Genomic DNA, 12,856 nt, shown 5'->3' with positions numbered 1-12,856 from the left:
TGGTAATTTTGCCCCTTCAGGCAGGCGAAGAGACCATGAAAACAGTCATTCTCGAAACTTTAGACCAGATAGACAGGAAGATTCTGGACGAGCTGGCGCGCGATGGACGTTTGAGCGTCGCCGAACTGAGCCGCAGGGTCAATCTTTCCAAGACCCCGTGCCAGGCGCGGATCAAGCGTTTGGAGGCCGAAGGCTATATTCTCGGCTATCGCGCCGTCATCGATCCCGAGCGCCTGGGCCTGCCCCATGTTGCCTTCGTGGAAGTGAAGCTTTCGGACACTCGAAAGGCCGCGCTGACAGCCTTCAACAAGGCCGTCCGCGCCCTGCCCGAGGTAGAACAGGCGCATATGATCGCCTCGAGTTTCGACTATCTCCTGAAAGTGCGCACCAAGGACATCGCCGCCTATCGCGAAGTGCTGGGCGAGAAAATCTCCGCCCTGCCCCATGTCGCCCATACGAGTACGCATGTTTCGATGGAGGCCGTGAAGGACGACGCCGAATAGTTCTGCGATTTCATGCGGATTGCGACGGAAAGCCCAGAAATTAGTCTTGTGTTAACTCGGGCGCAAAAATAGGCTGAAATTCCGAGGGAGCACACTTAACGCCAGCGGTCCCAAGCCTGCTGGAACAGGGAACAAGACATGTCACGTATCGTCGCAACCACTCTCGCGCTTGGCCTCGCCGCCACCGCGGCTTTTGCCACGCCCGCTTTCGCCCAGACCAAGACGCTCACCATTTCCTGGTGGGGTTTTAACGGCGAAAAGCTCGAATCCATCATCCTGGCCCCCTTCCGCGAAAAGTGCGGCTGCGAAATCCAGTTTGAAACTGGCAACAATGGCGAGCGCCTGAACAAGCTGCAGATCCGCAATGGTGGCGGCGTCGACGTGGCCTACTTCACCGACGCTTTCAGCCAGCAGGGCATCGAACTGGGCCTCTTCCAGGAACTCGACCGCTCCAAGCTGCCGAACATCGAAGGTCTCTACGACATCGCCAAGGATCCGCAGGGCGGTTATGGCCCGGCCTACTCCATCGGCCGCGTCGGCGTCGTTTATGACAGCGCCAAGGTGACGACCCCGATCACCTCGTGGAACGACCTGTGGCGCGAAGACCTCGCCTCTTCCCTGTCGCTGCCGGGTATCACCACAACGGCTGGCCCGATGGTTGTGGTCAAGGCTGGCGAGCATCAGGGCGTTGACGCCTTCGCAGACGCCGATGGCGCCTTTGCCGGCGTCGAAGCGCTCAAGCCGAATGTCGTGAAAAACTACAATACCGGCTCGGAGATGATTAACCTCTTCTCGACCGGCGAAGTCACCGCTGCCATCGCGCAGGATTTTACCCTCGCGCAGATCCAGGCCGCCGTCCCCACCGTCGTCTGGGCCGACCTTTCGGAAGGTTCGATCGCGACGCTGAACACGATCAATATTCCGAAGGGCGCCGCCGAGCCGGAACTGGCCTATGAGTTCATCAACTTCGTCCTGTCCCCGGAAATCCAGCAGCAGCTTGCCGAGCAGGGCGTTGACGCTCCGGTCAATACCGCCGTCACCCTGACTCCGGAACAGGCTGCGCTCTGGACCTATGGTGCAGACGTGATCGCCGGCCTCCAGAGCATCGACTCGGCCAAGCTCAATGCCGCCAAGGGCGGCTGGGTTGACCGCTGGAACGAAATCTTCGGCATGTAAGATTTTCGGGTGGGGGAAACGCGAGTTTTCCCCACCTCTGCTTTGGGGTCATTCCCGCCACCCCGGGAATCCCGTATTGCACTGAATGAGAGATTCCCGCTTCCACGGGAACAACGCGGTGGTTGAGGGGCTACCAAAGAAAAAGGCCATAGGCGATGAAACGCTTTGCAGGCTGGACGCTGGCTTCGCCGGCAACCCTGCTGGTGCTGCTGGGGCTCGTTGCTCCCGTTGCAGCCACGATCTACACGACGTTCGGAACGCCGGGCGGACCATTTGCCACCTATCAGGCCTTCTTCGGCAGCGGCTTCCGCCGCACCGTGCTTCTCCGCACCATCAATGTCTCGCTGATCGTTACGGTCATCGCGCTGGTGATCGGCTTCATCACTGCCTATGTGGTGTCGCGCGCGCCGGGCTGGCTCAAATCCATCCTGATCATCGCCGCAGTCTTTCCGCTGCTCACCGGCGTCGTCGTGCGCTCGTTCGCCTGGCTCATTATCCTCGGCAAAAACGGCATTCTGAATTCGACCCTGATCAATCTCGGGATCATCGGCGAACCGCTGCAGATGCTCTACACGCAGGGCTCGGTCATCGTCGCCATGGTCTATCTCTTCGTGCCGCTGATGGTTCTCACCCTCGTTGGTGTGCTCGAAGCCATTCCCGATGATCTCATCCAGGCCTCCGCCTCGCTCGGCGCCAATTCCTGGGCAACTTTTACCCAGGTCATCCTGCCGCTCGCCGTGCCCGGCCTGATCGTCGGCGCCGTGCTGGTCTTTACCGGCAGCTTCACCTCTTACGCGACGCCCCAGCTCCTCGGTGGCGAGCAGGTGATGATGATGGGCACGCTGATGTATCAGCAGGCCATGGTCACCTTCGATTGGGTGAGCGCCTCCACCATTGCCGCCATCATGGTGGTGATCACCATTGCCATTGTCATGGCGATGAATGCCGCGGCGCGCCGCCTCAACCCGATGACCGTCTGATGCCGACAAAAATCCATCCAGCCCTGATCGGCTTCACCGCACTGGTCTTCATTTTCCTCGTCGGGCCGCTCATCATCGTGCTCGGCGCGGCGCTGAGCGACACAACCTATCTCACCTTCCCGCCGCAGGGTCTGAGCCTGCGCTGGTTCCAGAACATCTTTGAGATCGACGCGTTCCGTCGCACCATCCTCACGAGCCTCCAGGTCGCTGTCATCTCGACCTTCGTGGCACTGCTGATCGGCATTCCGGCGTCCTACGCCATGAGCCGCTATCGCATCCAGCTTCCGGGCTGGCTGTCGACCCTCTTCGTGCTGCCGGTGCTGGTGCCCGAACTTGTGCTGGGCTTTTCGCTGTTGAAAAACCTCGCCTTCCAGTTCAATGCGCCGATCTTTCTGTCGCTGATCATCGGGCACACGATCCTGATCCTGCCCTATGTGATCCGGGTGATTTCGGCCTCGCTCGCCTCCTTCGATTTCTCCATCGAGGAAGCGGCCATCAGCCTCGGTTCGCCGCCGCTGAAAACCTTCTTCACCGTGCTTTTGCCCAATGTGCGCTCCGGCGTGATCGCGGCCTTCATCCTGGCCTTCATCACCTCGGTCAATGACGTGTCGATCTCGATCTTCCTCACGGGACCGGGCATATCAACGCTTCCCATCCAACTGCTCGCCCATATGGAGCAGTTCTTCGATCCCACCGTCGCTTCGGTCTCGGTGCTGCTCATGGTGCTCACGGTGGCCGTCATGGCCATTGTCGAGCGCACCCTGGGTCTCACCTTCCTTGCCAAATAGAGGTCAGCCGTGACCAAGCCACTTTCCATTCGCAACATCACCGCCCACTACGGCCAAACCAAGGTTCTCGAGGATCTGTCGCTGGACATTGCCGGAGGCGAGCTCGTCTCCCTCCTCGGCGCGTCCGGCTGCGGCAAGACCACGACCCTGCGCCTCGTCGCGGGCTTCCTGCAGCCGACCTCCGGTAGCATCACCCTGGGTGGCAAAGACCTCACCAAACTGCCCGCACATCAGCGCGACATCGGCCTCGTCTTCCAGAACTATGCGCTCTTCCCACACCTGAGCGTCGCCGAGAATGTGGGCTTCGGCCTCAAGCAGCGCGGCATTTCGGGCGAAGCGAAAACCAAGCGCGTCGGCGCCATGCTCGAACGCGTCGGCCTTGCCCATCTCGCCGAGCGCCTTCCCGGCGCCCTGTCGGGTGGCCAGAAGCAGCGTGTGGCGCTCGCCCGCGCCCTCGTCATCGAACCGCCGCTGCTGATGTTCGATGAGCCGCTGTCGAACCTTGACGCAAAACTGCGTGTCGACATGCGAGTCGAAATCCGCCAATTGCAGCGCGCCAATGGCACGACCTCGGTCTATGTGACTCACGACCAGGAAGAAGCCTTCTCGATCTCGGATCGCGTCGCCATCATGCACGCGGGCAAAATCATGCAGCTCGATACGCCGGAAAATCTTTACCAGCGCCCGGCCAATGCCTTCGTCGCCCGCTTCGTTGGCTTCGAAAACCTCGTGCCGATGAAAGTCGTGGCCCGCGATGGCGCAAAGATCACGGCGGAAGCCGCCGGTGGCGTGAAGCTGACGCTGAGCCTCGAGCATTTTGGTGCGATCCCGGACAACTTCGTCCTCGCTTGCCGCGCCGATGGTCTTGCGGTCACCGACAATCCGGGTGCCGAAGGCATTCCGGCGACGCTCGGTCTACGCACCTATCTCGGTCGCGCCTATCAGTACCAGAGCGAGACCGCTGCCGGCACGCTGGTGGCCAATGGTCCGCTCAGCAAGCCGCTGGAACCCGGCTCGAGTGCCAAGCTTGTGCCGGTGCCGGATCAGTGCACCATCCTGGCGGTTGAATGAGCGTTCTCTTCACCAATGCCCTCGTCGTCACCATGGACGACGCCCTGACGGTTCACGAGAATGGTTGGGTGCATGTCGAGGGTACGACTATCGCTGCGCTCGGCTCCGGCACACCGCCTGAGGTGCCGGGTGCGGAGATAGTCGACTGTGGTGGCGACATCGTCATGCCCGGCATGGTCAATGCCCACTGCCATATGGGCATGTCGGTGTTTCGCGGCCTGGGCGAAGATGTCGACGATCGGCTCTATCGCTACATCCTGCCGCTCGAACGCAAGTTCGTTTCGGCCGAGATGGTGCGCGTCGGTTCAGCACTGTCGGCCTTGGAAATGATCCAGGGTGGCATCACCACCGTCGCCGACATGTACTACTTCGAAACCGAAGTCGGCGACGTCTGCGACAAGGCGGGTCTACGCGCCATTGTCGGCCAGACGCTGGCCGATTTCGATCCACCGGATCACAGGAATTTCGACGAGGGTTTTGCGCGAGTAGAAGAGCTAGTCGATCGCTTCGCCGGCCATCCGCTGGTGATGCCGTCCATCGCGCCTCATGCCCCCTATTCCACCGGTCGTGAAACCATGGCGCGTATCGCCCTGTGGTCGGCCGATCACCCGGACGTGCCGGTGCAGATGCACCTCGCCGAGAGTTCGCTTGAGGTAAAATGGGCGCTCGACACCCATGGCAAATCCACGGTCGCCGTCACGGCCGAAGCAGGGCTCCTAAGACCCAATCTCATCTGCGCGCACTGCCTGCAGCTCGATGATGCCGATATCCGCATGATGTCGGAGCATCAGGTCTGCGTGGTGACCAACCCGCGCTCCAACGGCAAAGCCGGTCGCGGCATTGCCCCGGTTGAAAAGATGCGCAATGCGGGACTGCCCGTCGGCATCGGCAGCGATGGCGCTATGAGCGGCAATACACTCGATCTCTTCAGCCAGTTTGCGCCGGTCTCGATGTTCGCAAAACTCTTCGCCGGCTCGCGCAAGCCGCTGCCGGCCGTGGACGTGATCCGCATGGCGACGATTGAAGGCGCGCGGACGCTGAGCCTTAATTTGAAGACCGGCTCGCTGGAAAAGGGTAAGCAGGCAGACCTGATCCGCATCAGCCTCGCCGCCCCGCGCTTCCATCCGATCTACGACCCTTATTCCGCGCTTGTCTTCGCCGCCATGCCGTCCGACGTGACCGACACAATGGTTGCCGGCCGCTGGTTAATGCGCGAGCGCAAGGTGCAAACGCTGGATGTCGGCAAGACCGTTGCCGATGCCAATCAGATCGCCCGTCAGTTCAAGGCGGAAATGGACCGTATCGACCGCCAGGCTGGCGTTGAGGAAGTAAGACCATGAAGAAGCGCGTCATCATCGACACGGATCCGGGCCTCGACGACGCCATCGCCATCCTCTTCGCGCTAGGATCGGGTCATTTCGACGTGCTCGGCGTCACGACCATCGCCGGCAATATCGGGCTTGATCGCACCACAACCAATGCCGGTGGCCTTCTCACCTTCATGGGTCGCGGCGACATTCCGGTCGTCCGGGGCACCGACATTCCGCTGACGCGCGAATTGCAGGACCTTGTCGCCATGGTGCACGGCATGGATGGCCTCAAGGGCATCGAGCTGCCGGAGCCCGCCAAGGCGCCGCTCGACGGCGCCCCGGACTGGATCGCCCGCATGCTCGCCGAGTCCGAGCCCGGCAGCATCGACATCCTGGCGCTTGGGCCGCTGACCAACATCGCCCATGTGGTCACCGAGCACCCCGAGGTCATCGAGCGCATCGGCGAGATCATCGTCATGGGCGGGACCATTCACGCGCCGGGCAATTCCGGCCCCAGTTCCGAGTTTAATTTCGCGTCCGATCCGGAAGCGGCCTCGGTGGTCATTGGCAGCCCGGTCAAGGTCACGATCATTCCGCTCGATGTCACCCGCCTGGTGCGCGCCGATATCGCCTATGTCGCCGCCCTCCCCGACACGCCGCATGGTCGCCTCGCGCGCGAATTGCTCGGTGTTTATCTGCATAATGGCCGCGAGAGCCGGCCCCTGCATGATCCCTGCGTGATGCTGGCCGCGATCGATCCCAGCATTTTCAAGATCGAGAACATGAAGCTCGATATCGACCTCGGCGACGACCCAGATGCCGGCCGTCTGCTGGTCGACCGCCGCGGCAAGCCGGTGGACGTGGCGCTCGGCGTCGATACCGAGCGCGCATTGGCCCTGTTACGGACCGGTTTCGTCTGATCAGGCCGGCAATTCCTGTTCCACCAGCGTCGCCCAGAAGCGCGCGCCGGTGAGAATGGCGTCGTCGTTGAAATCATAGCGCGAATTGTGGTGCAGCGCGCCGTCGACGGCTGGGCCATTGCCCAGCCAGACATAGGCGCCGGGCACTTCGGCGCCGAAATAGGCGAAGTCGTCGCCCGCGGTTGAGGGCGGAAAATCAGTCACGACCGGGCGCCCGGTCGCCACTTGAGCTGCCTTGAGTGCACGCGCTGTTGCATCGCCGTCGTTCACAACAGGCGGAATGCGGCGCAGGAATTCGTAGTCCACCTCGATGCCGAATGTGGCAGCGACACCGCTGGCGATATTGCCAATCTCAAGTTCGAGCTGGTCGCGCACATCAGCGCGATAGGCCCGCGCCGTCCCGCCGATGCGAACCACGTCGGGAATCACATTGAGCGCCTTGAAGTCTCCCGCCTCCAGCGCACAAGCGCTAACGACGGCCGGCTGCAAGGGATCGACCGCGCGGGCGACGATAGTGTGGATCGCCGCCAGAAAGTGCCCCGCCGCCGTCACGGCGTCGCGGCCGAGATGCGGCTTGGCGCCGTGTGTACCGACGCCCCTGAAGGTGACGGTCCAGCTATCCGACGACGCCAATTGCGGCCCGGCGACGACAGCCATTTCGTCAGTGGCGAGGCCGGGCATATTGTGAAGGCCATAGACCGCATCCACTGGGAACTGCTTGAAGAACCCCTCGTCGACCATCGCCTTGGCGCCGCCCCTACCCTCTTCAGCGGGTTGGAAGACGAAGTGCACGGTGCCGGAAAAATTCTTCGTCCGCGCCAGATGGCGCGCGGCGGCGAGCAGCATCACAGTGTGACCATCGTGGCCACAGGCATGCATAGTGTTCGGTGTTTCCGACTTGTATGGCCGATCGGCCAGTTCGGGCATGGCCAAAGCATCCATATCGGCGCGAAGGGCGATGCGTCGGGTTCCCGTACCGATCTTGAGCGTGCCTACAACGCCGGTTTTCCCAAGCCCACGATGCACTTCGATACCCGCCTCTTCTAGTTTTTCGGCGACGATGGCGCTGGTGCGGACTTCTTCAAAGCCCAGTTCTGGATGGGCGTGAAAATCGCGGCGCAGCGCCGTCATGGCTTCGAGTTCGAAGGGATCGTTGCTGCGCGATTGCATTGGCCTGCTCGTCTTGTCATAGGATCGGTGGAGAACCTTTGCTTGCACCGCATCATTGAATCAAGGACTTGGCGTGAGTTTCGAGCCACACGAATTCTGGCAGGCCTTTGCCGCCCCCGGCACGCATGAGCAAAACCCGACCGAGGGGCATCTGGGCTTCTATCCCGCGCCCCTCGCCGATGGACGACAATTGCCCCTGCCGCTTCGCGTGCTGCCGGGCGACGGCAAATCGGCCGTCGCTTCGCTGATCCTCAACCAGGCGAGTTTTGCGGTAGAAGACGGACTCGCGGCTGCACTGGCTGCGCTGCTCAAGACCAGAGATATCGACGTCATAATCGGCGTGCCGACCCTTGGCCTGCCGCTTGCATCCAACGTGGCGCGGCGGCTGGGCCACACCCGCATGGTGCCGTTGGGGACCTCGCGAAAATTCTGGTATCGAGACGATCTATCCGAGCCGATGAAATCCATCACCAGCCCATCGGCGAGCAAGACGCTCTATGTCGATCCGCGCATGCTGCCGCTCCTGCGCGGCAAGCGCGTGGCGGTGATCGACGATGTGATCAGTTCCGGCCAGTCGATGGGCGCTGTGCTGCGCCTGCTGCACAAGGCCGAGATAGAGCCGGCAGTGATTGGCTGCGCCATGTTGCAGGGGACGAACTGGCAGGAGCCGCTGGCCCCATGGCGCGACCGGATCGTCGCGTCTCTCAGTTCGCCGCGCTTCACGCTCAGCGAAAACGAGCGCTGGACGCCGGTTCCTTAGTCCCAGCGCGTGCCGGGCAGCGGCATGGCTTCGATCTCGCGAAGCACCTCGATCATGCCGGCCACATTGGCTTCGGCGATCGTCTTGCCCTTTTCCGCGGTAGCGATGGACGCATCGCCCACCGCGCCCGACGGGTTCACGTCCGAGGCGATCCAGGCATAGGTGTGCCCGAAGGCGCCCGTGGGCCGCAGATATTGAAACTGCTGCTCGTCGCTCGCGGCGATGGAGACAAAATTCTCCGCCTTCGACATATCGACGAGGTGCGGCCTGAAGTGCAGCACCAGCGAGGTTTCTGCATCGCCGCCATGAATGCCGTGGCGACGCTCAAGGTCGCTCAAGACGCCCGACGGCGTGAAGCGCCAGCCGCTCTTGACCGCCAGCATGCCAGCGCGAACGCGCAGTTCGCGGGCGACGATGCCCATGATCTCTTCATTGCCGCCGTGCGAGTTGACGAAGATGATCTTCTTCACCCCGGCGCGGGCCACTTCGAGCCCGATCTGGGTCCAGGCGTCGATCAGGTTCGTGGCCGTGTGGGTGATCGTGCCCTTGGCCCAGATATGCTCGTTGGATTTGCCGATGGCCTGAACCGGCAGGATACGCAGGTCCATATCTGCCGGCGCACGCTCGATCAGCAGTTCGATCATCGAGGTGTTGATGATCGTGTCGGTGCCCACCGGCAGGTGCGGGCCGTGCTGTTCCACCGCCGCGATGGGCAGGATGGCTATGGTCTTGTTGGGGTCGAGACCTTCGAATTCGCGCGCCGCGAAGTCAGTCCACCAGATCTTACGCATGTAAAAAAGTTCCTCAGGCGGGACCTGCCGCGATGACTTCTATTTCGACGACGAATTCGGGCCGGGCAAAGCCGGAGACGATCATCAGCGTCGAGGCTGGGTAAGGCGCTGCAAAGAGCCCGTTGCGCACGCCCATATAGTCGGGGAGGTGCTCACGCCCCGTCACATAGGCATTGATGCGGATGATGTGTTCGAAGCCGAGCCCCGCTTCGCGCAGAATGGCCGCGACATTGTCGAAGCAGAGTTTTGTCTGGCCCGCGCAATCGGGGGGAATGGTCTTGTCCGCCGCTATGCCGAGCTGGCCGGAACAGAAGACCAAACGCTGGCCCGGCGGCACGACCACGCCGTGGCTATACGGCGCGAATGGGGGGTGGATGTCCTTGGGGTCTAGGGCGGTGGTCATGGTTATCCAATGCTTGCGGGGCGAATGCTAAGCCAAAGGTAAAGCGCTTGACCAGCCCTAAAGCGCATTAATTGCACGCATAGCAGGCATTCCTAAGGATTGCCTATTTTTTGGGTTCACACGGGAAGCGCGGTGCGGAATGGTACTGCAAGGGCGAAGGAGATCGCCCGAGAAATTGGCTTCGGCGAAACGATCGGAGCACAGGGGAACGCAGTAAATGCACGCTTCAATCAAGACGACCATTCTGGCTGCCATGGCGCTCGCCGCCACGCCGACCTTTGCGCAGGACCTCGACAAGGTCACCTTCGCTACCAACTGGCTCGCCCAGGCCGAGCACGGCGGCTACTATCAAGCCATCGCCGACGGTACCTATGAAAAGTACGGGCTCGACGTGACCATCATGCAGGGCGGGCCGCAGTCGCCGGGCCGGCCGATGCTGGTTTCGGGACAGGTGCAATTCTACATGGGCGGCGCCACCGGCGCGATCAACGCCGTCAAGGAAGGCATTCCGACGATCACGCTGGCCGCGATCTTCCAAAAGGATCCGCAGATCCTGATGTCGCATCCGGGCAAGTTCGCCACCTTCCCGGAACTGGCTGGTGCTTCCAAGTATATCCTCAGCGCCGACGGTTTTACGTCTTACTTCACCTGGATGAAGACCGAGTGGCCTGATTTCGTCGAAGAAAAGTACGAGCCCTATCAGTTCAACCCGGCCTCGTTCCTTGCCGACGACGCGGCGATCCAGCAGGGTTATCTCACCTCGGAACCCCTCGCCATCGAGCGCGAAGCCGGCTTTGCGCCTGACGTGTGGCTCCTCGCCGACCAGGGCTATCACCCCTATTCGACCACCATCGAAGCGATGAAGCCCTGGGTCGACGAGAACCCGGATATCGCCAAGCGCTTCGTTGAAGCCACGATCGTGGGCTGGTCGAACTACCTCTATGGCGACAATGCCGCGGCCAATGAGCTGATCAAGGCCGACAATCCGGAAATGACCGACGACCAGATCGCCTATGGCATCGAGAAGATGAAGGAATACGGGATCGTCGTTTCCGGCGATGCCGAAACCAAGGGTATCGGCTGCATGACCGATGCCGGCTGGACCGACTTCTACAATTCCATGGTCGAGGTCGGCGTCTTCGAGGCCGGCATCGATGTGAGCCAGGCCTATACGACGGAATATGTCTGCCAGGGCCTCGGCGTCGATCTCTTCAAGTAATCTTTTCACACACCGGCGCGGGCACGCCGCCCGCGCCGCTCCGACCCTAGATTGGGCGCACAATTTTGACTGACCTAGCCACTTCTTCGCCCGCTTTAGCCGGGCAAACCGCTGCGCCACGCGTGGTCGTTTCCATGCGACACGTCAGCAAGCTCTTTTCCAACGGCACGCTCGCGCTAAAGGACATGTCGCTGGACGTGCAGCGCGGCGAGTTCCTGAGCCTTCTCGGCCCCTCCGGTTGCGGCAAATCCACCGCCTTGCGCATCATTGCCGGCTTAGGCGCGCCAAGCACGGGCCAGATCGACTGGCCATCCTCAAAAATCAATTCCAAGGGCCTGCCCGAGGGCGATGTCGGCTTCGTGTTCCAGGAGCCGACGCTGATGCCCTGGCAGACCGTGTGGGGAAATGTCTACCTGCCCTTGCGCCTGCGCGGCGTGTCCAAGCGCGACGCTGATCCCGCGATCATGGAAGTGCTGGCTTCCGTCGGCCTTGCCGATTTCACCAAATCCTACCCCCGCGAACTCTCGGGCGGCATGAAGATGCGCGTCTCGATTGCGCGTGCGCTGGTGACCAAGCCAAAGCTGCTGCTGATGGACGAGCCCTTTGCGGCGCTCGACGAAATCACGCGCCAAAAACTCAATGACGACGTGCTGCGCCTCTGGCGCGAAACGGGCATCACCGTGATCTTCGTCACCCACTCCGTCTTCGAAAGCGCCTTCCTCAGCAATCGCATCGTCGTCATGCGCGCCCGGCCCGGCCAGGTCTATGCCGACCTGCCGCTTATCACCTCAGGCGTGCGCGACGAGAATTACCGCACCTCGGAAGAATATCGCGCCACGACCGACACCGTCTCGCGCGCCCTGCAGGAAGCCATCATGCGTGGAGCCCAGGCGAAATGACCGACGCAGTTCCAATGTCCAAAGCCAGTGCCGAGGCCGGCACCGACAGCCAGGTCGCCGTCGTGGTCAGCCGCTCCAGCGTCGGCGAGCGCGTTCTGTCCATCGTCATTCCCGTCTTTATGGTCATCTTGGCGATTGCCGCCTGGCAGGCGCATATCATGATCAACCAGGTGCCGCGCTACATCATGCCGGCCCCGCTCGACGTGGTCACCGCGCTTTTCACCGATTGGGGCACGCTGTCCCCCTCGCTGCTGGTGACACTGCGCATCACTCTGATGGCGCTTAGTCTGGCGCTCGTTGGCGGTGTGGGTCTCGCCATCATTCTCGTGCAGAGCCGCTGGATCGAATTGGCACTGTTTCCCTTTGCCGTCATCCTGCAGGTGACGCCGATGATTGCCATCGCGCCACTCCTCATCATTTACATGCCGGATACGCAGTCCGCCCTGCTGACCTGTGCTTTCGTCGTCGCCTTCTTCCCGATTCTCTCCAACATGGTGGCGGGCCTCAAAAGCGTCGACCATAATCTGCTCAACCTCTTTGAGCTTTATGGCGCTAGCCGCTGGCAGACATTGATCCACCTGAAACTCCCATCGTCCCTGCCCTATTTCGCGGCTGGTCTGCGTATCGGCGGTGGCCTCTCGCTGATCGCGGCAGTGGTCGCCGAGTTTGCGGCGGGCTCTGCCGGCAAGGGTTCGGGCCTCGCCTTTCGCCTGCTCGAATCCGGCTATCGCCTCAACTATCCGCGTCTCTATGCAGCCCTGGTTCTGCTCATGGTCACCGGCGTCGCCATTTTTGCGCTGACCTCGCTTATCTCGTGGGCGATGCTGCACCGCTGGCACGAAAGTGCCCTCAAGCGGGAGAACTGA

The 12,856-nt window shown here is 61.8% G+C and carries 14 protein-coding genes; 11 read left to right on the top strand and 3 right to left on the bottom strand.

What is annotated here, in order from left to right; genetic code table 11:
• The first annotated feature begins 35 nt into the window (after positions 1–35).
• From JP75_RS08320 to JP75_RS08290, 7 genes are all read left to right on the top strand, one after another.
• On the top strand, positions 36–503 hold the full coding sequence (locus JP75_RS08320) for an Lrp/AsnC family transcriptional regulator (RefSeq protein WP_035081510.1): 468 nt from the start codon (positions 36–38) through the stop codon (positions 501–503).
• Between the two features lie 138 nt (positions 504–641).
• Positions 642–1,679, top strand: coding sequence for an ABC transporter substrate-binding protein (locus JP75_RS08315; RefSeq protein WP_035081508.1), 1,038 nt, complete (start codon positions 642–644; stop codon positions 1,677–1,679).
• Between the two features lie 155 nt (positions 1,680–1,834).
• Positions 1,835–2,659, top strand: coding sequence for an ABC transporter permease (locus JP75_RS08310; RefSeq protein WP_035081506.1), 825 nt, complete (start codon positions 1,835–1,837; stop codon positions 2,657–2,659).
• The gene (locus JP75_RS08305) at positions 2,659–3,447 is read left to right on the top strand and encodes an ABC transporter permease (RefSeq protein WP_201772914.1); all 789 of its coding nucleotides are present in this window, start codon (positions 2,659–2,661) and stop codon (positions 3,445–3,447) included. The genes JP75_RS08310 and JP75_RS08305 overlap by 1 nt, the downstream gene beginning before the upstream one ends.
• Before the next feature lie 9 nt (positions 3,448–3,456).
• On the top strand, positions 3,457–4,518 hold the full coding sequence (locus JP75_RS08300; RefSeq protein WP_035081504.1) for an ABC transporter ATP-binding protein: 1,062 nt from the start codon (positions 3,457–3,459) through the stop codon (positions 4,516–4,518).
• Positions 4,515–5,858, top strand: coding sequence for an amidohydrolase family protein (locus JP75_RS08295; protein WP_035081501.1), 1,344 nt, complete (start codon positions 4,515–4,517; stop codon positions 5,856–5,858). The genes JP75_RS08300 and JP75_RS08295 overlap by 4 nt, the downstream gene beginning before the upstream one ends.
• Positions 5,855–6,748, top strand: coding sequence for a nucleoside hydrolase (locus JP75_RS08290; protein ID WP_035081499.1), 894 nt, complete (start codon positions 5,855–5,857; stop codon positions 6,746–6,748). The genes JP75_RS08295 and JP75_RS08290 overlap by 4 nt, the downstream gene beginning before the upstream one ends.
• Here JP75_RS08290 and JP75_RS08285 read toward each other — a convergent pair whose 3' ends face one another.
• Complete coding sequence (locus tag JP75_RS08285; RefSeq protein WP_035081498.1) at positions 6,749–7,918, bottom strand: M20 aminoacylase family protein; 1,170 nt, start codon at positions 7,916–7,918, stop codon at positions 6,749–6,751.
• A 73-nt stretch (positions 7,919–7,991) separates the two neighbouring features.
• Here JP75_RS08285 and JP75_RS08280 point away from each other — a divergent pair, with 73 nt between their 5' ends.
• The gene (locus JP75_RS08280; RefSeq protein WP_035081970.1) at positions 7,992–8,678 is read left to right on the top strand and encodes a phosphoribosyltransferase; all 687 of its coding nucleotides are present in this window, start codon (positions 7,992–7,994) and stop codon (positions 8,676–8,678) included.
• Here the strand turns inward: JP75_RS08280 and JP75_RS08275 are convergent.
• Together JP75_RS08275 and JP75_RS08270 are read right to left on the bottom strand one after the other, a co-directional pair.
• A complete protein-coding gene (locus JP75_RS08275; RefSeq protein WP_035081496.1) occupies positions 8,675–9,469 on the bottom strand; it encodes a creatininase family protein in 795 nt (264 codons plus the stop codon). The genes JP75_RS08280 and JP75_RS08275 overlap by 4 nt on opposite strands.
• A 13-nt stretch (positions 9,470–9,482) precedes the next feature.
• Positions 9,483–9,872 (bottom strand): RidA family protein, encoded by a 390-nt coding sequence (locus JP75_RS08270; RefSeq protein WP_035081493.1) that lies wholly within the window; start codon positions 9,870–9,872, stop codon positions 9,483–9,485.
• 217 nt (positions 9,873–10,089) lie between these two features.
• Between JP75_RS08270 and JP75_RS08265 the strand changes: the two genes are divergently transcribed.
• The 3 genes from JP75_RS08265 to JP75_RS08255 all read left to right on the top strand — a co-directional run bounded on the left by JP75_RS08265 (position 10,090) and on the right by JP75_RS08255 (position 12,856).
• Positions 10,090–11,091, top strand: a complete 1,002-nt coding sequence (locus tag JP75_RS08265) for an ABC transporter substrate-binding protein (RefSeq protein WP_035081490.1) — start codon at positions 10,090–10,092, stop codon at positions 11,089–11,091.
• A gap of 134 nt (positions 11,092–11,225) precedes the next feature.
• Positions 11,226–11,990 (top strand): ABC transporter ATP-binding protein, encoded by a 765-nt coding sequence (locus JP75_RS08260; RefSeq protein WP_084587548.1) that lies wholly within the window; start codon positions 11,226–11,228, stop codon positions 11,988–11,990.
• A 14-nt stretch (positions 11,991–12,004) separates the two neighbouring features.
• Positions 12,005–12,856 carry an ABC transporter permease gene (locus JP75_RS08255; protein ID WP_035081967.1) on the top strand — a complete coding sequence of 284 codons (852 nt, stop codon included), beginning with the start codon at positions 12,005–12,007 and terminating at the stop codon, positions 12,854–12,856.

Origin of the sequence: Devosia riboflavina, assembly GCF_000743575.1 — a bacterium.
GTDB classification, from domain to species: domain Bacteria; phylum Pseudomonadota; class Alphaproteobacteria; order Rhizobiales; family Devosiaceae; genus Devosia; species Devosia riboflavina.
The sequence above is the reverse complement of the archived record's forward strand: the minus strand, read 5'-3'. Positions and strand labels throughout refer to the sequence as shown.

Excerpts from the sequence above, each read along its gene's own strand:
- JP75_RS08320 (WP_035081510.1), top strand. The coding sequence starts at position 36 with ATGAAAACAGTCATTCTCGAAACTTTAGACCAGATAGACAGGAAGATT.
- JP75_RS08270 (WP_035081493.1), bottom strand. The coding sequence starts at position 9,872 with ATGACCACCGCCCTAGACCCCAAGGACATCCACCCCCCATTCGCGCCG.
- JP75_RS08315 (WP_035081508.1), top strand. The coding sequence starts at position 642 with ATGTCACGTATCGTCGCAACCACTCTCGCGCTTGGCCTCGCCGCCACC.
- JP75_RS08260 (WP_084587548.1), top strand. The coding sequence starts at position 11,226 with ATGCGACACGTCAGCAAGCTCTTTTCCAACGGCACGCTCGCGCTAAAG.
- JP75_RS08275 (WP_035081496.1), bottom strand. The coding sequence starts at position 9,469 with ATGCGTAAGATCTGGTGGACTGACTTCGCGGCGCGCGAATTCGAAGGT.
- JP75_RS08265 (WP_035081490.1), top strand. The coding sequence starts at position 10,090 with ATGCACGCTTCAATCAAGACGACCATTCTGGCTGCCATGGCGCTCGCC.
- JP75_RS08305 (WP_201772914.1), top strand. The coding sequence starts at position 2,659 with ATGCCGACAAAAATCCATCCAGCCCTGATCGGCTTCACCGCACTGGTC.
- JP75_RS08290 (WP_035081499.1), top strand. The coding sequence starts at position 5,855 with ATGAAGAAGCGCGTCATCATCGACACGGATCCGGGCCTCGACGACGCC.
- JP75_RS08310 (WP_035081506.1), top strand. The coding sequence starts at position 1,835 with ATGAAACGCTTTGCAGGCTGGACGCTGGCTTCGCCGGCAACCCTGCTG.
- JP75_RS08255 (WP_035081967.1), top strand. The coding sequence starts at position 12,005 with ATGTCCAAAGCCAGTGCCGAGGCCGGCACCGACAGCCAGGTCGCCGTC.
- JP75_RS08285 (WP_035081498.1), bottom strand. The coding sequence starts at position 7,918 with ATGCAATCGCGCAGCAACGATCCCTTCGAACTCGAAGCCATGACGGCG.
- JP75_RS08295 (WP_035081501.1), top strand. The coding sequence starts at position 4,515 with ATGAGCGTTCTCTTCACCAATGCCCTCGTCGTCACCATGGACGACGCC.